This is a genomic window from Arthrobacter alpinus (genome assembly GCF_900105965.1).
GTDB lineage: Bacteria > Actinomycetota > Actinomycetes > Actinomycetales > Micrococcaceae > Specibacter > Specibacter alpinus.
In genome coordinates this window covers 151,553-170,655 of record NZ_FNTV01000002.1, presented here as the reverse complement: position 1 = coordinate 170,655, position 19,103 = coordinate 151,553, and the positions used below count along the sequence as shown (strand labels likewise).

The window sequence follows — 19,103 nt, the reverse complement described above, 5'->3', positions numbered from 1 at the left end:
TGTTCAACGAGCTGCCTCTTTCTGCCTGGATTTTGATGGATTCTTTGGTCAGTAATTGTCGACATCTAGGGACATTTGTGTGTCAAAAAACCCTGACACGCGACCTGTTGAAAGGGGCCGAATATCTCGTTGTTAATCCGATCCATGCTTTGGGGCCTCCCAACCGTGGCTAGGAATCATTCCCGAGAGGAACAACATGGAATTTCAGGGCAACTCAACAAAAGGCGCCAGGACTGTGGCTCCAAGCAAGAAGAAGAATGGTTGGGCTCGTTCGGCAGCGGCTACGGTCATGGCCACAGCAATTTTGACCAGTGGCGGAATCTCAGCAGCCACCATGGCCACTGCATCACCGGCACCCGACGCGGCGGCCGTCAATCCCGGGGCATGCAGTATGGATCTGGGAGTAGTGCTGGACTCTACTTACTCCTTCACCCAGGCGGAGTACGACAATACAAAACAGCAGGCCGCCAACTTCGTTACTGCCCTGGGCCAAGGACCAGGAATGAACCTTTCCGGATCAGCCTTTGGCTATACCGCTCCCTTGTGGGGCAATGGCACGAGCACTGACGTCGGACATATGAACGAGGCCAACACCAAGGAAGAAAACAAAAGCTTCTACGGAACGGACATTTCCTCCTCAGCCGGTGCTACCGATGCGAGCAATCGCTTCCTCGGATTCACCCGGGAAAGTTACGCCTCATCAAACACCAACTGGGAAGCAGGACTCCGGTCCATGCAGGGCAAGGGCCTGAAGAAGATCGTTTTCATCACCGATGGTGTGCCCAATGCTTGGGGATCTACCGAAGCTGATCTGGGCTCGATCCCCGGCAATGTATTCATCAACCAGCAGGCAATGGATGGGGCATCTCGTGCAATTGCTGACCTGAAGGCCGAAGGCGTGGAAATCATTCCACTGTTCATCAAAACCTCAGAGCCTCGCATGCACGGTATTAACGATCCGGTAAGTCCCTCCTCGACCGCCGACATCGAGAAGGCGATGCGACTCATCGACCCAAACTTCACCGTCAGTAAGGCCCTGGACGTCGATCAGATCGCAGCGAAAATGCTCGCTGACGTCACCGCTAGCTGTGAGCCCGGGTTGGCTCTGGATAAGTCCCACAGCTACGACGACACCAACAAGGACGGCAAGCCGAACGCTGGCGACACCCTGGTGTACAAGTTCGAGGTCACCAACACCGGCTCCACCCCCTTGAACACCCTGGAGTTGGTCGATGAGAAGCTTTCTTCACTGGGTATCACATGGGCTTACCCGGCAGGATTCTCTGGCACCTTGGCACCGGGTGAGTCAGTGACCGCGACAGCAGCTCCTTACATCATCACCGCAGCCGATGAGTGGGCCGGCGAAATTCACAACGTCGCCACCGTGACCGGCAAGAACCCGTGGAATCCCGACAAGAACCCTCCGAAGCAGACTGATACTGACGATCAGCCGGTCGTTAGCCCGCCTCCGGCCATTGACTTGGTGAAGTCCATCAAGGAAGTCAAGGACGTCAACGAGAACGGGATCACCGATAAGGGTGACACCGTTGTTTACGGCTTCAAGGGAACGAACACCGGCACAGTTCCACTGACAGACGTTGTACTCACTGATGACATGCTCTCCAAGGTTTCACCCACACCAGTGGCAGTGCTCACCCAGGAGGACTTCAAGGGAACTCTCGCCCCCGGCGCGTCAACTACCTGGACTTCAGGGGAATACACGATCACACAGGCTGATGTTGATCTGGGCCTGATCCACAACACCGCCGTTCTCGATGGCATTGGCGTTGATAAGGACAAGACTCCGGTCAAAGACACCGACGAGGCCAAGGTCAACCCTGACCAGAAGCCCGCCATTGATCTGGAGAAGACCGCTCACTTGAACGACACGAACAATGACGGTGACGCCGATGCGGGCGAGACCATCAACTACGACTTCGTCGCCACTAACACCGGCAACGTCACCCTGGCCAGTATCGAGCTGACGGACAAAATGTTGGACGATGCCAAGATCGAGATCAAGGCACCGGAAGATTTCAAAGCCACGTTGGCACCAGGTGAGTCCGTAACGTTCCAGTCCGGTTCCTACACCGTGACGGAAAAGGACGCCTCAGCCGGTGCAGTCGTGAATGAAGCCACCGTCACCGGCAAGCCCCCGGTTGGCCCTGACGGCAAGGAAAAGCCCCCGGTCACGGACACCGACGAAGCAAAGGTACCTTCCGTACCTACTCCCGCGCCCGTTGCTCCGGCAAACGTTGTGCCGGTAGTGCAGGCAGGCTCCGTGGCCACTGAAACCGGTGTGAATCCCGCACTGCTCATCGGTGGTGGCACCTTGGGCGCAGCAGCACTCGCCCTGGGAGGCGTAGCCCTCTACCGTCGCAACAAGTCCTCCGCCGAGGAATTGACCGACACCAAGTAACGCCCAGCACGAACCAAGAAACAAGCACCACCATGCGGGGCATCCGGCCAGTCAGAAGCAAAGGGACAGGCTGGGTGCCCCGCACCCATCCCCTCAAAGGAAAGCAGCAGCCATGAATAACGGGACATCCGCCATCAGTGAGGACTCGTTTGTCTTCGTCAGGTCTGATCCTGCAGGGGTCTTAGATTTGGAACTGGCCTCGATCGACTTTTCGCCAGCCGCCTCCGTGCCATTGAACTTTGGTCCTGAGGAAGGGGTCTGGATCCTCACTTGCCGGCCTACCTTCAACGAGGTCCTGTGCAGCAACGTTTGGTGGTTGTCGCGGGCGAAGACCTGGCTTGAACCCCATACGTGTTTCCTCGCCCCACTAGGAGCGACCTTCAAGGAGGTTCTTGCGAGGGCTCAGGCCAGTACCCGTCACCTGCCCCAGCATCTGCGGTATCAGCCCACACTCAAAACCTTTCAGAATGCCGAACCAAGCCCCCTTTTCAGGCATAAAGGTTGCGTCTCCGCAGTCCGGTCCTCCAGGCGAGACATACCCCGAAGGGCCCTTGAGTTACGTGGCCGTAAATTCACGGTCAGCCAAGGTGAGCAACTGATGTTTCGCCCAGACCACAGCCTGTACTGGGTCACCGATGCAGATCTTCTCCCAATGGACTCTGGCTACCCCGTTGCCGTGTTCATGGCCATAACCGGGGCACCTATCAATGAGCTCTTGTGGATCGTGAAAAACAGCGTCCGCGCCAATCTTTCCACCCCAGCTCCATTGAAACCACACCTGCGGAACTACCCCCTCCCACGCCTTGGACAGATGAGTCAAGGTATCGCCGCACTTATGGGCCGGATCAACAACGCCATGCCGATGTGGATGCAGATCCTGTGAACGCCATCAAGCCTCAAAGCCGGTCTAAAGTGACCAGGCGTGGAACACGCGCGTTTATCGTACTGGCTGCTCTGATGGGATTAGTTGGAATCGGGATCGTGGCCATGGGCCTTCTGGGGGCAGGCAGCACCCCCAGCTATGTCCCGGCACCGGCTATTGAGAAGCCTTTTTCCCCTACCGAACCTGACACGTTCACAGGCCCAACAGCATTACCTGCCCAAGACAAGCCGATGGGTTCGATGGAACTCTCCGTTCCCTCAGTTGGCCTTCGGATCTCCATCGTGGACGGGGGACTAGATGCGCAAGGGCGCATGATTCTCCCTGAACCTGATCAGTCAGCTTTCTACACGGGTGCTGCCCCGATTGGATCGTCAACAGGTTCCACCGTTGTTGCAGGACACGTCAATCATGAGGATGCCTCCCCGGCTCCTATGGGTCAGCTCACCAAAATTGAGAAGGGGGCACCTATCTTCATTACCGACTCTTCAGGGAAGGTTCACCGCTACAAGGCTGTTGAAGCCACCCTGTACGGGAAGCATGCACTACCTTCAAGCTTCTTTCGCACGGACGGAGATCCGCAGCTGGTTTTGTTGACGTGCGGCGGAGCTATTGGGCCCCTCGATGGTGTCGTGAATTTCCTGGATAACGCTGCGGTCGTCGCTGTCCCTTGGCCGTAAAGCACTGATCGGCCGATCGCCGGCGTCTTGCTGTGGGTCGATGATGCCCGCGAACGTATTGTCACCCGGCTTTGCGGGTTCCATAATTAGGGAGTGTTGACTCTGTGGGCCAAAACCGGAAATGAACGGGCCGCTTTTGGGTAGGAGCCACACCCGCCAACACAGTAACGGTAGCCATCGACCGGTAGGTGCCCTCGATGGCTACCGTATGAAAGCGTCGTTTGGCGTCGCCCCAGACCTAGGATCTGACCCGGATATCGCTGAGTACGGACATCCAGGCATACTCGTGCTTGCTGTTGCCCGCCGAGGCCAATCTCTGCGGGAGAACCGGGCCAGCAGACACGTTCGACAGAAAGGGTCGCACCAGATGGTGCGACCCTTTCATGCATGCCCTAGCAAGGTAGTGGACCCCATCTAGGGGTGGCTTGTGAAAAAGTGAAATATCCGACGTTAGCGCGATTGTCCGCCAGAAGTGTGCAGCCGTTGACCTGCAATCTGTCCAGTTTGTAGCTCTGTGGCCGACTTCCGCAGGCATTGTGTATCGCAAAGTTCGGTTGCCGTTACATTGGTTAACTCAAGAACCCGCAGAGTGAGTGCTCTGCGGGTTCTTGCTACCTGGCCTTCTCTACACACTGTTAGGAAGCGGCTCGTCCTTACCATTGACCATAGTTTGCCAATAATCAAGCTCGATGACATTGCTGGGGAGCGCCAGCTGCAAACAGGTTCTTAGTCGAGTTGCTTCCTTGAAGTGCCGGTTCAACAATTCCAAAGATGGCCAACCCGTGGATGGATCGTAGGCGTTGTCAAAGTCTGCCTGCCACGAGCTGAGAGCAGCCGTCAGCTCCTCTGACAGATCCCAACCGTGTGATTCAGTACCAGCGACGTCTGTATCGCTCCACAGCGGGAAGCCGGCACCCATGGAATAGTCAGCCATCAGCCGAACTCTTGTGGATGGTGTATTCATGTTCTCTACCTGCAATTTCCACCGGGGTACGACGTAATGACGATCTTGTTATTTGACGAGATGATGATCGTCGGCGAAAGCGTCGCCTTGTCTCCGTTGTTGTGATTAATCATGTTAATCGGGGTCGTGTAGCAAACTTTTTCGAACCCTGCCCCGTAGATTGCTGACGGTGAACTTAAGGCTGCTTGCGTGACGTAGGCCATGAAGTCATCCCACGAGGATCCGCCACCGAAACGATTGATCAGATCTTGCCAATTATTCTTATGTTGGGCGCTGATGTGATTGTATCCACTTGTCGTGGCCTTGCCACACTGTAAGGCAACATTGCCTTGATACTTCGAGGACCAAGTAGTGATGACATGGAAGGGGTCGTTGGGATTGTTACACGATAGCCAATCGAAGGGGTTGAGCAGCCTGGGCTGGATAGTACCCGGCTTCGGGACGAAGCCGATCCCTGAAACATACTTGCTGCCGTCTGGAAATTGGGCTTCCCAGTCGGGTGACGTCGGCGCGGTTGTGCTTGTGGTGGCTTGATTTGATGGCTCGGACGGTGCGGCGTTAGCAGCGATACCGCCACTCATTGTGAGCCCCATGGATACTGCGGCGATAGCAGCAAATGACAGTAGGTGCTTTCGAATTTTTTTCATTGCTTCCCCAGGTTGCTTGCTTTGAAACTCGAGTTCGACGAGATGGTTTCGAGCCTATGACAAGCAGAAGATCCTTCCTCGCGACTGGGATGGATCGGCGTGTTGGGCGCCTGGCCGAACACGCACAACGCTTCATCGTGGTGACCGCCGTCAGTGCGGCAGAATCAAGCCACTACGGCGCTCGACAAAACCAGAGCGTCGGATATTTCACTTCTTCACAAGCAGCCCCATCTATGGGCCAGTTTGTTCGTTATTCCTTGATTTTCGCGTCGCAGAAACTTTCATAACCCAGTAGACAATTCCCATGCCAAGTAAGGCCAACAGGACGTTGATGACGGTGTTGGTGATCAGTCCATAGGCGGTATTGAGCACCCCGAAAATGACTAATACCACCACAATCACAAGGGCCAAATAGTTATCGATGAACCAATTACGTGATGACCTGGGGCCGTGAATAGTGTTGCTCATCTGCAGTCTCCATCTTGGTAGATGTGCGGGTATGCGGGAACGTTATGAAGCGCGAAACACTTTCCCTCCCTTCTTGCTTGTTGTGCCGTGGTTACCCACTATGCACCTGCAATCGCGCACGCAACAATCAAGGGTGGACCACCCAAAGCGCAAGAGAACAACACTAGCCCTGAAAAATGCGACTCACCCCGTTAGCTAGCCCAAAGGCAGATAGTTGGTCCGAAAGGGCAATGAACTGCTCTCGCCTTGACTTTTGGCAGCCACAACATGACCAGTCCAAACCCCCGGACCACATGGACGCTGACACGAAGTCTCGTCGATACCTTTTCTATGCCCCAACCCCCTCCTCGTATAGATCAACAGCAAGTACCTGCTGAGCTGCGTAGGTTGAACTTTGTCTAGACATTGAAAAACTCCCCGGAAGAGTGGAGCTGAATTATTCAGTCCAAATTTCGGGGAGTAGTTCATTTTTTGTGGGGCGGTTTCCTCATGTTCCACCCAGGTGTTGGGTTCTAGCTACGGCTGAAGAGGTTTCGAATGCGGGTTAGGAATTTAATGTCTTCCTTTGGGTCCTCTTCCGGCCAACAGTTGGGGCACGGTTCCGGGAAGGATTCAGCAATATCCCAGTCCCAACCCTCGATGCATTGAGTATTGGTGCAGTCCGGTGATTTTCCTGGTCCTCGATCATTCCAAGGACTTACGGGCTTTTCAGTCATGATGGTTCTTCACTGTTTGAATTGTGGATGGAGACATTAGAAGTGCTTGCTCAGTTCGGTCAAGTACGATTTTGCGAGAAGGTTGTGGCCTGCCTGTGTGAGGTGTACGCCGTCTTGGTACAGGCCGTCTGCCCCGGCTTTTGTTGCCATCCCTGCCAGTGAAATCGTCTCGATCCCTTGTGCCGTGGCTGTTTGGACAATGATCTGGTCGACTGCCCTGCGTTGTGTGTGAGAGGCATCCGTACGGGACATGACCCCGTTAACCACAATCTTTGACTGCGGGTACTTCGCTCGCAATTCTTTCCACATCAGCGTGGCTTGCTTGGCGACGTCAGGCAGCGGGACGTTGAGCCGGGCATCATTGCCGCCCAGGTTCACAATGACCAGGCCCGGCGTTCCTCCTGGTAGCAGAACGTGGTTGCTGTCGATAGCGAACGGTCCGGAACCTCCAGCTACCGGGTTGGAGGCGACGTATCCCATGCCCCCGTAAGCTAGCTGGATTTGATCGGTCATACCCAAGGCCCGCGCGGCCTGTTCTGTATAGGAATCTCCATCGAGCTGGGAGTCTCCAATCATCACCACAGAATTCGGCCCTGCCACCTGCGCGGAGTAGAGCCGGTTGGTTGTTTGATTCCAGACTGTTTCGGTCTTCTGGAACTTGGTGTGAATACCATCAGCTCCGGCCCAGTTGTCGGTGGTCGGCCACCCGAATTGGCTGGGATTTCCCGCCCAGATTCGGTAGGTATTTTCATCGACCACCTTGGCACCAATGTTGGGGCCCCAAAGGATGCGGCCGTTGGCAAAGGCTTGGCCCCATCCGTCATTGATCCGATACTTTTCCCCTGTCGGATAGCCAAGGATTCCGTCAGGGCCACCGAGTTCGTTGTACCGGGCTGCTATGTCTCCCGGAAGCATGGCATGAGCGCCAGTTCTTTCTGACCAGATAATTGTTCCGCCCTGGTAGCGCTGATAAACACCACCCGTCTTATAGCCCACCGTCTCATTGGTCAGGGGATAGCCTAGGGCGCCTTTCTCGAAGCCCAGGTTGCCCCACGTTGAGCGAATACCACCGTAGGAGATCTGAGCACCGGTCGCGGCCGTCCAATAAATAGCTCCTCTTTCAAAGAACTGGTAGACACCGTTCTGGGTACTGGACCTGGGGCTCTGCAGGGAATGTCCTAGATAGCCTGTTCGTCCTCCTACCTGGGCCCATGCTGCGTCGATGGCACCGGTTGTGTATTGAGCTCCGGTCTTTTGTGACCAAACAATGGAGCCATTGGCGAAACCTTGCTGGCAGGACAACAGCCCATTGGGATAGGGGCACGTTTTGTTGGTCTTGGGCTGGCCAAGAGCGGACCGGGCCTCCAGATTGGAGTAGTAAAAGCTCCCGGTATACCCATCAACCACTGGGACTTGGGTGGAGCTAGCTGCTTGGGCCGTGTCCGTGGCAACGACCGCGGCGCCTGCTAGGAGTGAGAACGCGAGCATTGCTGATGCGGCAACGTTAAGGGTTTTCATTGGATTCCTTCGATACCGATGGCGGTGCCGGCACCGCTAGCCAGCCCTAATTCTGAGTTCTTGCGGTCTGCCAATAATTCGATTTTGTCGGGTCGAAAGCCTGTCCAGTGATCGGTGTCTGTGATGATGACGGGTGCTTGCTGGTAGCCCATGGTCAAAAGCATTTTCAAGGCTCTGGGGTTTTTGCTGAGATCGACCGTTGCGTACTCGATGCCTGCCTTCTCGAGCGCTCTTGTGGATGCATTGCATTGCACGCATCCAGGAATTGTGTAGAGGGTTACCGCGTCCATGAGTTCTCCTCGGAAAGTTCGTTGGTCGGCAAAGCATGAGGCGGGACAGGTGGATCTTCGTCGGTGCTGGCTAGCAAGAGCGCAGTTCCGATGGCGGTTGCCGTGTCTTGGCTGAGGTTGATGGTTTGCCCGCGAAGCGTGAGACTCACGACGGGCAAATTCAAAAGGGACTTGATGCAGCGAGACTCAACAATGGCGTGGTCGTTGCTGTAGGGAAGTCGGATCGCGGATCTCATAAGAACCTGATTTCTATTGCTGTCATGTGGTCTCCATGGACAGTTCCTGTTGGGCGTGGCGGGTGGCTTCATTTGGCCGGCCCGCACCCCACCTTGGCAGCTGCTCTCGAAGGGTTCCCTGTGTCAAGGGAGCGAAGGAAGTCGTGGAATAAATCTCGATGGAGCGAAGCGGGTGAGAGGTTTTATGCCGCGAAAGCTTCCAGGAGCACCCTTTACAGAGGGCAGAGAGCAGCTATCAAGGAACCCAAGGTGAGCCGATAATCTCCGCTCCCACAGATCAGAGCTCTAGAAGGGGTTTTCCGATGCTGTCGGAACAGCAACATCATCGATGGCTGTGGTCACCAACTCTTCAAGGTCCTCAACTTCACAGTCGTGGTTGTCCATCCACCACCCTGAGCCGGTAATCCGGCGCGCAGGAACCATAATGCGGTCTTCAAATTCCTCTTCCGTCATCACCTGATCCGTGTCAACAAGCAGCTCATGGGCCTTGAAGATCAACTTGTGACGGAATATCGGCGCCCACATCAGCTGCTTCTCGCTTCCATCCAGCTTTGGAAGCTCATTCTGGTTCTCGAAGTGCTCGGCGTCAGCGATGCCAGCCTTCTGATCCTCTCGGCTCTTGGACTTGGCGAAACATGTTGTGCAGGGCTGCTTGGCAAGCCAGGAAGCAAACCCTGCCCGCTGTCCGGCCGGCTTCTTGGACAAGTCCCGCTCGGCAATGTGCCGGCATGAGTGCTGAATCGAATAGATGGTCTTTACAGCCATGAGAAATACTCCTTGTTCGTTGGTACGTGTCAGTTGTTAGTTCGCTCGAGTGCCTCTTTTGGGCGTGTCAGGTGTTGCGTTTGCAACACCTGACGACCTCAAGCCGTGCTGGCATCGGTTCTTTGAAGTTCAGAACCACACCTTCACCGTTAGGCCGATAACTTACCTTATGTAAAGTAAACATACTTTAGCGCGTTAAAGAAATGCAAGAGAGCTATACTGGCTTCATGGTGCGAATGTTGACGGATGATCAAGAGAACCTGGCGGCATACACATGGATGCTGTCGCAGCATCGGCTTGCCCTGGCAAAGCAACTGGCTGATGTGGAGGAGTTTGAGCGTGAAGCGATACGCTCGGCCGAGCAATACGGTGTCAAGCAAAAGACCTTGGCCGCGTTGACGGGGCGAAGCCCCGGCCGAATCTCTCAAATAATCAGTGAATCTGGCCCCAAGACAGGAAAAGCACTGACGGAAAGTCGTGAGACTTGGCGCAAGGCACTGGATGAACCCCAGGAGCACCTAGCGCTGCATGAAAAGAAATTCACAACAGCCGAAACGATTGCCACCTGGAACACCAATTTCAACCTCGTCCACGGCGAGGACAACAACATCTTTTAGTCCCAATCCTCCGACACCCTCTGGATAGTGCAGTGAGCGGTCGTAGGAGATTCGTACCGTCTCGGAGGAAGTGTCATTCATGGGGTGCATCCTCGGACGTAGCGGACGCCTCGGGCCACTGGGTCATCCAAGCCCACTCCAACGTCTTCGGTTGCCGGGGGTCGATGAAGGCCGGAACTCCACCCAGCTCCCTTTCAATGATGGACTCCAGCTCAGTGTCCCCGGCCAGGGGTGTGATGAAGAGACCGCCCAGGCTTACGGCGAAGCCGCCGCCTAGGTATGCCGAGGGCTCACATGTGACCCAAAGGTCTACCTCGGCAGATCGTTCCTGTGCAGCTCGCAATGCCTTCTCTATTTGTTGAACGGTTGGAGCTGGATCAAAATCCACGACCAGAAACAATTCCTCGGAATGTTCCTTCGCCAGGGCAAACCAGTCAATGGCAGTTGAGGTGGCCGCGAAACAAGACGGGCCCGGGGTATCAGAGTCACGGCGAGCATGTTCTTGAACTGCTTCAAAGAGCCATTCGGGCAAGGACCGCGGCTGGCACATGATGGAGGTACCGGCCACGTTCCGGAATGACTTGTAAGAGTCATAGGCGGTGGCCCAGGCGTATTCGGTACCAATCCTTTTGGCGTAGTCGTATCCATGGTGGTCTGTGACCAGCCAGGCAACATGCCTGTCTAGTGCGGTGGATCCTCGGCCGAAATCAAAGATGGCAGTCGTGGTGTCTTCTTGAACGAGCTCATTGGAGTTCATTGTGAATCCCTTTCTATGTGCGGGACGTGCTGGAGGCGCTTGGGTTACTCCCATGCAATAGGACCTCCTCGATAGGTTCCTACCGTGGTGTTCGCCCGGGCTTCGATTGCCTGGCCCATGGCGATAGTGTTCTTGGTTGTTTTGCGGATGTGTTCTTCACAGTCCTGAAGGGTCATGATTCGTCGAGCAGTTAGGTCCGCCAGGTCATCGGTGCTGACCCGCTCATCAATGCGCCCTTGTGCCAGTCCGGCTTCATAGCCGGTCATCCAGATTCGCCAAGCCAAGGGGTTCTTGGTGATGAATTCGGCAATTTCTTCCTCGGTTTTCATCGTGCCTTCTCCCCCATGTCCTGGCGTTGTGAATTGTTGTTCGGCGGTGAGAGACGGAACGCTCCCCTGCAGTGCCGTTCGTGGCGGTATTCGTTGCCGTCTCCCACCGCCGTGTGTCACCGCTCCCCTGATTGACAGGAGCCGGTGGTGCGGTACTGCGTGCAAATGTCGGAGTACCGCGGGTTTCCCTCAGCAAAAGGAAATCTTGTGTGCGCGAGGATGCTTCCCCGCGGGGTGGGGTGTGAACCGGCCTTTCGGTCCACACCCCAAGACGGACTTTTTAGGCGTCGAGGATGATCTGCTCAACAGCGCTGGCGGTGTATCCCCAAGTCACGAGCTGCTCGAGGTAGTCCTTGTGGATTTGGTAGGGACTACGCCACGAGTCCTTGAGGACTTTCTTCTCGTATCCCCCACAGATCAAGGCGATGAGAGCGAACTCGGCGCGTGCTGTGGTCTCGTCCACGTGAGACCGGAGCGGGTGGTGCTGGCCCTCAGTTTTGGCGCCGATCATGGCCGCTGCCACGTGACTCTCGTAGCCTTGAGTGGTTTCAGGATGGTGGGTGATGGCGTGAACCACGAAATATGCCCATGCCTTCGGGGCTGTTTTGCGGCTGAGCAAGGTCTTCACCCATTCCTGGCGAACCACGGTGGCTGACTCCATGGATTTGTTGTTGGCAATAAGTGTCTTGCGTGCCTCTTTCTGCTCATCAGTCATGGGGCCTGACTGGGCCGGTTCCTGACCATAGCGTTTGTACTTGGGCACGAATCCCAGAGCTTCCCAACCAGTAATGACGGGTCGGACAGAAACTTCGCCCCGGTAGTTGGTCTGGATCACAAAGGCATTGGCATCTTCATCGGTGGCCGGTTCCCCAGCAGCAGTGGTGAGAGCATCGACATAGATGGCGGCCGAATCGGCGTAGTTCCCTGCTTCATCCACCACTGATTTACCAGCTTCGGCAAGTTCCGCCAGCGTGGCTTCCAAAGCGGCTGCAGCGGCTTTCTTGTCACGAATGCTCTGGGCCACATGATCGAGGTAGTGCGGCTCGTCGGCGATCACGCTGTTCAATTCCTCAATGGAATCGGCGTCGCCGTCGAACTCTGCAAGTACCAACGCCTGCTCAAGAGTCATCCCTTCGTGCAGGGCCTTGGTACCGGCGGCCGTTGCACTGGCCTTCAGGGTGTCCTCGACAACTGCTTTGTCTCGCCCCGTACCTTTGGCCATCTGGGCTGCGCTAATCCCCATCAAAGACAGCTGCTTGTAAGCGTCCGCCTCATCCGCCCCGCTCAACTCAGTGCGCTGGATGTTCTCCACCATCTGGGTCATGATCCGTTCTGCCTCTTCAGGGGAATCCTTCACCACCACAGGGATCGAGATCAGCCCGGCCTCGACAGCACCCAAGGTGCGGCGTTGGCCCATCAGGACCCGAACTACACCGTCGGCATTGCGGTGGGCAAGCACTGGCTCCATGACGCCGTGCTCCTTCAAGCTGGCAATGAATCCTGCCGTGAGCTCTGCGTCTTTCCGAACGTTGATGTCGAGGGTCAACGTTGCCGGGTCCAGGAATTCCAGCTGCTGTGTGTTTGTCATAGTAATCATTCGTCCTTTGCTGAGGATTGGGTGATCGGGAAGCGGTACAGGACCGGCCAGCTCCTCCCCTCCCCCATTGTTTTTTGGTTGCTGGCGAAACGAAGGATCGTCCCGCCAGGGGCAAGACCCCTCCCCGCAAGGGCCAGACGGGGTAAAGGTTGTCCCGAAATAAGCGAGGAACGAGCGCGGGACCACCTTTACCCAGGTGCAGATCCCGACAACGGAGGGATGAGGGAAAGGCTTGAACCAGGTGGGTAAAATCCATCGGTCAGCAACCAAAAAAGAGAGAAAAAAAGGGGGTTGTCATGGTCGAGCTTGCGAGTCCATGACAACCCCCTACAAAGAGCCGGCCGCGCAGCGGACGCCCACTGGCCTGGTGCGAGCTCGCGAGTACCAGGCCGCCCTGAAACACAAGGGAAGCTCACCGCGGATTTGCACCGCCGTGAGGGCATGAAAAAAGCCCTGCCGGGGTCATAGCGGGACACCCGGCAGGGCTTCTGCCCTCAGCCTACGGTGTGCAGGACACGATGGTTGTTTCGACATTCCTAGCGGGCCTGTTTCGGGGTGTTCTGTAGGCTCTTTAGTCATGGAAATTGAGAAAACCGATCGAGAGTCAGTTCTTACAGATGCCCGTGCCGAGATAGGCCGACAGCTAGAATCCCGCGGATACTCGTTCGTCGATGATGCGGATCTGACGGTTTCGAGTAACCAATGGCGGCTTGCTGCTCGTGAAAATGCAGCAGAGCTGGACCGACCTATGAAAACAACCATCGTGCGTGATCGTATCTTCGCTGTGCTGATGGACTGGCCTCGGCCAGGGGAACCATGCGCCTATCCGCCAGAGACCCCCGAGGTCCAGAACGGGGAAGAGTTCCTACGCGCGCTGGGCAGGATTAAGGGAGAAACTTATCGTCGAGCGTGGCTTCCTGAAGGGCTACTGGGCTAGAACAACCTGGGGGCGTCGGGGTCTTTCCCGTTCATCCATGGGCCTAGGATGTCCGGGTCCTTGCCGTGTTTTGGGTCCGTGTCCCGCAGGGCTCGGGATCTGGCGACGAAGAGTTCCCGCCCTGCGACTCGCCACCGCCAGGTGGGGCCGTGTATCAGTTGCCGTGTATGCGCCACGGTATCGGTTTCTTCTTATTACGAGACACCTCACCTTGTGGGATACACCTTCCTGCGTAGCAAAGGACGGGCAGTGTGGCCCTTCTTTGCTCCCTGAAATCGGCTATTCAAAGGTGAGCTCGGAGTGGTCTTTTGGGACGGCTTCCTTGCCAGTGTCCGGCTGGTGCTGTCTAAGAAGCTTGCCTTCACAGCTGTAGCTAAGGCCGGTGCCGTCTTCGAGGATCACGAACACTGCGTTGTCCCGTGAGTAGAACTGGGTGCTTAGGGTTTGGCCCCGGAACTTGTCTGTCAGAGCTGCGTTCAGCCGTTCCGTATCACTGGTCCGGGGGAACCCTGTGGGCCTTCCTCCCACGGACTTCCAGGCAAAGTCCGCGAACATCAAGATTTCGTCCGCGTGCCGATCGTCGCTGAGTGATATATCGTCACCGTCCAACTAACAGAATCGCTAAAGGTCCTCTACCGAGATTTCATCAGGAAATTTGCTGAACCCCGCGGCCAGTTCTTCAATTAGAAATCGACTGTCATGGCACACCTTCAGCCGACAACGTGCTCCTTAGCTTGATTATCCGTACTGGTCCTCCTCAGCGGCCAATGATCCGCGGTCCCGCCGGTAGCCCATCCGTGCTCTGTGAGTTATGTTTGGTGCGCGCAGCGACTATCCGGTCAGGACTATGTAGCGACGGCGGCAATAGGGGGGCTTTGGGGTGTTGTTGATTCGAATATTTCGCTGAGATTCGTTTCTGAAGCGTGAATATCGAGCTCGGGTGCGAGTGCCTTGAAGTACTGCAAGCTAGACCAATTCCGGTGGTCTCCTATGATGTATAGGCGTCGTTTGGCTCGGCTCACGGCAACGTTGAACAAGTTCGGGGAACTGATAGCCCAGTTGCGAGCTCCTCCGGATTGTCCACCCAAGATGACAATGACAATGTCAGCTTCTTTACCTTGTGCTTTGTGAATGGTTCCGGCATGGGTTTTCGCACTTATCCCTGCTTCACGGACGACCATCGACATTCTCGTCTCAGTGTCTTTGAAGGGTGAGATCACCAAGATTTTGGACATGTCATAGCCGGACTCTTTGAGTGTTTGGAGCAGCTCTTTGAGTTTCGTGATTTCTTGGGGTGAGGCGTGTCCGTTCCAATGGGGTGTTTGCACGTCAAACCAAGCTGAGGGTGGGGCTTGAAGCTCGGGTTTGGCGATGGGATAGTCCCTGGGGGTGGCTCCTTCTCCATGGATCATGAGCCCGCCGTACACCTGGGAATTCACTGCATCAAACATTGGGTTGTCGCAGCGTCGATGAACCCGCAGGGGAGCTCCGATCCAGATTTCGTCTGACCCGGGTGGCTGGATTAGAGTGCCGTATTTGGTGCTACGGTCAGCAAGAACTTGGGCCGGGTTAGCTGCTGGCAACCACTCTTCGTCTGTTCCAGTGATTTCCAACAACTGGTTCTGGTATTTCTCAGGCAGAGTGATCACGGGGGTGAGCTGGAGGGGGTCTCCGACAAGTACGGTGCGGTGTGTGCGCGCGATACCGCAGTATGCGTGCTGTGGGGCGGCTTGTCCTGCCTCATCGATAAAGAGCCACCCCAATTGCTCGTTCTGAAGAGAGGCGAACATACGAGGGGTGGAGGCGAATGTTGTGGTAGCCGTCGGTACCAGCATAAACAGTGCTTCCCATGCCCAACGTACGTGCTCCGGCTGTGCCTCGGGCGTCGTTGCGTTCTTGAGAACATCTTGGAAGGACATGAGATTCTGACGCATCTTTATGCTCTGATCCAGAACGAAGGCCTTGTGCAATTTTAGGGCTTCCAAGAAGAGCAAGGAGCGGGCTTCGTTGTACTCGCAATCGAGCCAAGGTGAGGTTTTGTCTCGTTCTCTATTGTCAGGGTCGAACCACTGAGCAGACGGGTAAGAATCACTATGACGATACGAAGTCTTGGTACTCTCGAGCCGCTTTTGCTGTCGTTGGAGGCCCTCTAGAGTCTGTTTGGATTGTTGATGATGATGGCGAATGGTGCTCAGAGTGCGTTGTGCGTCATCTAAAATGTGCTCCATTCCAGCGATCGAGCTCTGGTGGGTGGTGATCTCCTCAGTAAGGTTGACTTGTCGTTCACGCCAGGGCCCCAAGGTCTTGCCGAACGTGAAGATTTGCTCCAACAGGCCGGGTTTGGCCGCGATATGCGTTTTCAGATCAATTCGTCGAGCGCTTTCGTATTGTCGAATCCGCGCTAGTTCCGTGCGCTGTTCTTCAATGAAATGTTGGTGAACCTTGCACTGTTCATCGAAGGTCTTCAGTTCCGCCCCTACGTTGCTGACTTCCCGGCGAAGGATTGGTAGCTCAAGGAAAGCATCATGGAGCTTTTGGCGTTCGTCCCGAAGCCTGTGGACTCTTGACTGTGCTGTGAGGAACGCTTGGCGGGCATCGCTCCAGCTCACCTTTTCGGCCGTGGGGACGTCTTTCAGTAGGTCGTAGAGACCCTGAACTTTCGGAAGCCCTTCCTTCTCGTTGGCGTCCTCGCTATACAAAGCAGTAGAGAGAAAGAACCCTTTGTTTTTGGCATTGCCTAGCTTTGCTGAGATCAACCCCCAGGCTCCATCCTGTGGCTTCTTCCAGCGCCCCTGGCTGTCCTTCTCGCTCAATAGGAGAGTTGCGATGTCTGAGAAGTATGGAAGGTCTTTTTGGAACTGGGGTGCAATCACGTTGTCGTTCTTGGCGGGGATCTCTAGGCTGATGTTCTCGACCGCGCCATTGTTGGAGGAGGCGATGACAATCTCGTAGCCTCGTAAGCTGTCATGGAGGCGGTGGACCGTGCGCGGGAAATTGCCGGAGGTTTTAAGCGTACCTTTTTCAACGAACGCGTCCGAGGGATTGGTGAAGGTGGAAAGCGCTGCGGCTCGTTGTGTCACTAGGGCCGCGATCAGATCCCGCAACATCGTCGTCTTACCCGTTCCGGGCGGGCCATTGACAGAGAAGATGCCGCTGACCTCGTTCAAGTCCGCCAGCACCCTATTAACTGCGAACTGTTGCGACAGGGCTAAAGGGTAGTCTGTGTTGCTGGGCCACCGACCGTCCGGGACCAGATCGGGGGCAACAGAGTCGTAGACTGCTCGTAGATTCTTCTGGATATCGACCTTATCGGTTGGAGTATCTAGGCCAAGATATTGTCGGATACTGCCGCGATTGCGGGGCTGCAACGACAGCCGGTAGAGGTCGGCCGAGTACGGGCTATTGAGGAAGTCAGAACCAGTTTCTGGTTCTACCCGCTTCAAGGAGACCTGCTCGCTCTTGATTCGGAAGCCAGCAACAGGTTTGCTTTCAAGAGTCAGAACAGCCGTGGTATCTGTTGCATCCAAAGCGTGGGAAAGAATAGCCGTCAAATCTCTTTCGGCCACCGGATGTGTGCGAAAACCCTCGGACGAATCAGCCCCGACACGGATGCCTCGAGCAACGATCAGATCATCCAGATTCGTGCGCCATTTCGTTTCAGCCACAGCGAAATCAGTGAACACGTCGGCAAGTTGTCGGCGTTTTACATATTGTCCAGCGGCCCACACACACTGGGACAACACCGCAGTGTCTGGGATAAGTGTTCCGTCTTCACTAACTGTGACTGTGATGACAGAGCTGCGCGAGGGCTTTGCGTTGAACTCCTCGACTGTCGGTGGTTGCAACACATCCCACGCGGATTCAAGATCGAATACACCCACATAGACGGTGTGCTGCCAGGCGAAACCTGCCCGGCTGGCCGGCCATCTGGAGTTTTCTTCCCAGGGAAGGGGCTGATGTCCTGAATAATCGGCCACGTAAGGGATTTCTCCACGCGATTTTGAAAGTGCCGGAACATTTTGGGGGGAAAAGGCCTCCACAGCCATCCAGAAATTCAGTGGATCACTCGGCTGATTCAAATTGCGTGTCATGAACAGACCCTAGCCAGTCGTAACGTCTCGATCAAAACGTGCCGGCTATCAATTGCCCCGTGCCTCGACGGACACACGTCGGGATATTGCACACATGCCTCAACACCTCACCCTCAGCCAAGGGAACACCGGTGGCCAACTCGTACGCGTAGCGGTGCGGACGCACGGAAGTATCACGCCCGCCCTGGCGCAGGAAATAGCGACCATAGCCATCGTCACCGACGGCCGCCGTCCAGAGCCAGTGAGAGTCCATATCTCAGCCTTGAGGACCTTGGACCAAAACCGGCCTGTCGGCACAGTGGGGTCGCCCACCTCAGCCTTCATAAGGATGGCCCTCACTGATGCGATCCAGCTCTGCAGGGTCCATTCCAGAAGCAATGAGTATTACGCGCCCAGCTGCGGCAGCATCCGCGCCCCGAAGTGGCATGCCGCTCCCAAGGACTGCGGACATGTCACTTTCAGCCCAATCGGCCAGTGCCTGGTAGCGGTCTTCCTCCTCGGCGCCCAGGGGCGAGGACTCATTCTTGACCATTGCTACTTATCCCTTCAACAACCCCTAACGGACACCTCGTCCTTTCCTCCTACTGGTAGACATGTCGGCGATGGGCGACTCGCACGACGGTGACCACAAGCACCTCGTCTTGGACGTCATACAACACGCGGTAGTCACCGATGCGGATACGCCAGGCGTTGTCTTCGCCTACGAGCTTCTTACAGCCGGCCGGGCGCGGATCCCCTTCAAGGCCGGAAATACCGGCCAGAATGCGGCGCCGGATCCCGGCATCAAGTTTGCGCAGTTCCTTGGCGGCAGCAGTGGTGAGCTCAACGCGGTAGGAACTCACGCTTCAAGCTCGGCACGCAGCTCATCCAGGCTGACACGCCCCCCGCTGTCCTCGGCTTTGGCAACGCGGTACTCGCTAACGTCGCGCATCATTTCCAACTGCTCCAGTAGCTCGAAGTCCTCAGGCCCAATCAACACGGCAGCAGGCTTGCCGTTCTTGGTGATCTGGACACGCTCATGCCCGTAGCCGGCACGCCCCACGGCATCGGCCAGTCCATCGCGTAGCGCCCGAACCGTAATGGATGAAGTGATCGTATTCATGTCTCAAGTCTACCAATTGTGTACACAATGTCAATAGTTAAATAAGTGTACAAAACGTCGATAGTTGATATTATGCCGTGTTAATTTACT

21 protein-coding genes are annotated in these 19,103 nt (G+C 55.8%); 5 read left to right on the top strand and 16 right to left on the bottom strand.

Annotated elements, in window-relative coordinates; translation table 11 throughout:
• Positions 1–196 precede the first annotated feature (196 nt).
• The 3 genes from BLV41_RS20275 to BLV41_RS20265 all read left to right on the top strand — a co-directional run bounded on the left by BLV41_RS20275 (position 197) and on the right by BLV41_RS20265 (position 3,979).
• Positions 197–2,419: a vWA domain-containing protein gene (locus BLV41_RS20275; protein WP_074713597.1), complete on the top strand. Its 2,223-nt coding sequence runs from the start codon at positions 197–199 to the stop codon at positions 2,417–2,419.
• Between the two features lie 598 nt (positions 2,420–3,017).
• On the top strand, positions 3,018–3,302 hold the full coding sequence (locus tag BLV41_RS21830; protein WP_139244519.1) for a hypothetical protein: 285 nt from the start codon (positions 3,018–3,020) through the stop codon (positions 3,300–3,302).
• A gap of 74 nt (positions 3,303–3,376) precedes the next feature.
• The gene (locus BLV41_RS20265; protein ID WP_074713595.1) at positions 3,377–3,979 is read left to right on the top strand and encodes a class F sortase; all 603 of its coding nucleotides are present in this window, start codon (positions 3,377–3,379) and stop codon (positions 3,977–3,979) included.
• A 625-nt stretch (positions 3,980–4,604) separates the two neighbouring features.
• On the opposite strand, the gene BLV41_RS20260 is transcribed toward BLV41_RS20265, so the two are convergent.
• The 7 genes from BLV41_RS20260 to BLV41_RS20230 all read right to left on the bottom strand — a co-directional run bounded on the left by BLV41_RS20260 (position 4,605) and on the right by BLV41_RS20230 (position 9,583).
• Entirely contained in the window at positions 4,605–4,913 is a 309-nt protein-coding gene (locus tag BLV41_RS20260) for a hypothetical protein (RefSeq protein WP_074713594.1), read from the bottom strand.
• Between the two features lie 35 nt (positions 4,914–4,948).
• Positions 4,949–5,590, bottom strand: a complete 642-nt coding sequence (locus BLV41_RS20255; protein ID WP_074713593.1) for a hypothetical protein — start codon at positions 5,588–5,590, stop codon at positions 4,949–4,951.
• Positions 5,591–5,821: 231 nt separating this feature from the next.
• Positions 5,822–6,058, bottom strand: coding sequence for a hypothetical protein (locus BLV41_RS20250; RefSeq protein WP_074713592.1), 237 nt, complete (start codon positions 6,056–6,058; stop codon positions 5,822–5,824).
• Positions 6,059–6,810: 752 nt separating this feature from the next.
• Positions 6,811–8,292 (bottom strand): SGNH/GDSL hydrolase family protein, encoded by a 1,482-nt coding sequence (locus tag BLV41_RS20245; protein WP_074713591.1) that lies wholly within the window; start codon positions 8,290–8,292, stop codon positions 6,811–6,813.
• The gene (locus tag BLV41_RS20240) at positions 8,289–8,582 is read right to left on the bottom strand and encodes a glutaredoxin domain-containing protein (RefSeq protein ID WP_074713590.1); all 294 of its coding nucleotides are present in this window, start codon (positions 8,580–8,582) and stop codon (positions 8,289–8,291) included. The genes BLV41_RS20245 and BLV41_RS20240 overlap by 4 nt, the downstream gene beginning before the upstream one ends.
• Complete coding sequence (locus BLV41_RS20235; protein WP_074713589.1) at positions 8,570–8,818, bottom strand: hypothetical protein; 249 nt, start codon at positions 8,816–8,818, stop codon at positions 8,570–8,572. Before BLV41_RS20235 ends, BLV41_RS20240 begins: the two co-directional genes overlap by 13 nt.
• A 285-nt stretch (positions 8,819–9,103) precedes the next feature.
• Positions 9,104–9,583, bottom strand: a complete 480-nt coding sequence (locus BLV41_RS20230) for a hypothetical protein (RefSeq protein WP_074713588.1) — start codon at positions 9,581–9,583, stop codon at positions 9,104–9,106.
• Positions 9,584–9,810: 227 nt separating this feature from the next.
• On the opposite strand from BLV41_RS20230, the gene BLV41_RS20225 reads away from it, so the two are divergent.
• The gene (locus tag BLV41_RS20225) at positions 9,811–10,200 is read left to right on the top strand and encodes a hypothetical protein (protein WP_139244518.1); all 390 of its coding nucleotides are present in this window, start codon (positions 9,811–9,813) and stop codon (positions 10,198–10,200) included.
• 73 nt (positions 10,201–10,273) lie between these two features.
• Here the strand turns inward: BLV41_RS20225 and BLV41_RS20220 are convergent, their stop codons facing one another.
• The 3 genes from BLV41_RS20220 to BLV41_RS20210 all read right to left on the bottom strand — a co-directional run bounded on the left by BLV41_RS20220 (position 10,274) and on the right by BLV41_RS20210 (position 12,874).
• The gene (locus BLV41_RS20220) at positions 10,274–10,957 is read right to left on the bottom strand and encodes a hypothetical protein (protein ID WP_074713586.1); all 684 of its coding nucleotides are present in this window, start codon (positions 10,955–10,957) and stop codon (positions 10,274–10,276) included.
• 44 nt (positions 10,958–11,001) lie between these two features.
• Positions 11,002–11,286: a hypothetical protein gene (locus BLV41_RS20215; RefSeq protein ID WP_074713585.1), complete on the bottom strand. Its 285-nt coding sequence runs from the start codon at positions 11,284–11,286 to the stop codon at positions 11,002–11,004.
• Between the two features lie 280 nt (positions 11,287–11,566).
• Entirely contained in the window at positions 11,567–12,874 is a 1,308-nt protein-coding gene (locus tag BLV41_RS20210; RefSeq protein WP_074713584.1) for a ParB/RepB/Spo0J family partition protein, read from the bottom strand.
• Positions 12,875–13,460: 586 nt separating this feature from the next.
• On the opposite strand from BLV41_RS20210, the gene BLV41_RS21825 reads away from it, so the two are divergent.
• Positions 13,461–13,820 (top strand): hypothetical protein, encoded by a 360-nt coding sequence (locus BLV41_RS21825; RefSeq protein ID WP_139244517.1) that lies wholly within the window; start codon positions 13,461–13,463, stop codon positions 13,818–13,820.
• Positions 13,821–14,099: 279 nt separating this feature from the next.
• Here the strand turns inward: BLV41_RS21825 and BLV41_RS20205 are convergent, their stop codons facing one another.
• The 6 genes from BLV41_RS20205 to BLV41_RS20185 all read right to left on the bottom strand — a co-directional run bounded on the left by BLV41_RS20205 (position 14,100) and on the right by BLV41_RS20185 (position 19,013).
• Positions 14,100–14,429, bottom strand: a complete 330-nt coding sequence (locus BLV41_RS20205; protein ID WP_074713583.1) for a hypothetical protein — start codon at positions 14,427–14,429, stop codon at positions 14,100–14,102.
• A 236-nt stretch (positions 14,430–14,665) separates the two neighbouring features.
• Positions 14,666–17,911 (bottom strand): DEAD/DEAH box helicase, encoded by a 3,246-nt coding sequence (locus BLV41_RS20200; protein WP_083361021.1) that lies wholly within the window; start codon positions 17,909–17,911, stop codon positions 14,666–14,668.
• A 31-nt stretch (positions 17,912–17,942) separates the two neighbouring features.
• Entirely contained in the window at positions 17,943–18,164 is a 222-nt protein-coding gene (locus BLV41_RS21820; RefSeq protein ID WP_139244516.1) for a hypothetical protein, read from the bottom strand.
• 60 nt (positions 18,165–18,224) lie between these two features.
• Positions 18,225–18,443, bottom strand: coding sequence for a hypothetical protein (locus tag BLV41_RS20195; RefSeq protein WP_074713581.1), 219 nt, complete (start codon positions 18,441–18,443; stop codon positions 18,225–18,227).
• A 49-nt stretch (positions 18,444–18,492) separates the two neighbouring features.
• The gene (locus BLV41_RS20190; protein ID WP_074713580.1) at positions 18,493–18,753 is read right to left on the bottom strand and encodes a type II toxin-antitoxin system RelE family toxin; all 261 of its coding nucleotides are present in this window, start codon (positions 18,751–18,753) and stop codon (positions 18,493–18,495) included.
• The gene (locus BLV41_RS20185; protein ID WP_074713579.1) at positions 18,750–19,013 is read right to left on the bottom strand and encodes a type II toxin-antitoxin system Phd/YefM family antitoxin; all 264 of its coding nucleotides are present in this window, start codon (positions 19,011–19,013) and stop codon (positions 18,750–18,752) included. Before BLV41_RS20185 ends, BLV41_RS20190 begins: the two co-directional genes overlap by 4 nt.
• Positions 19,014–19,103: the final 90 nt, after the last annotated feature.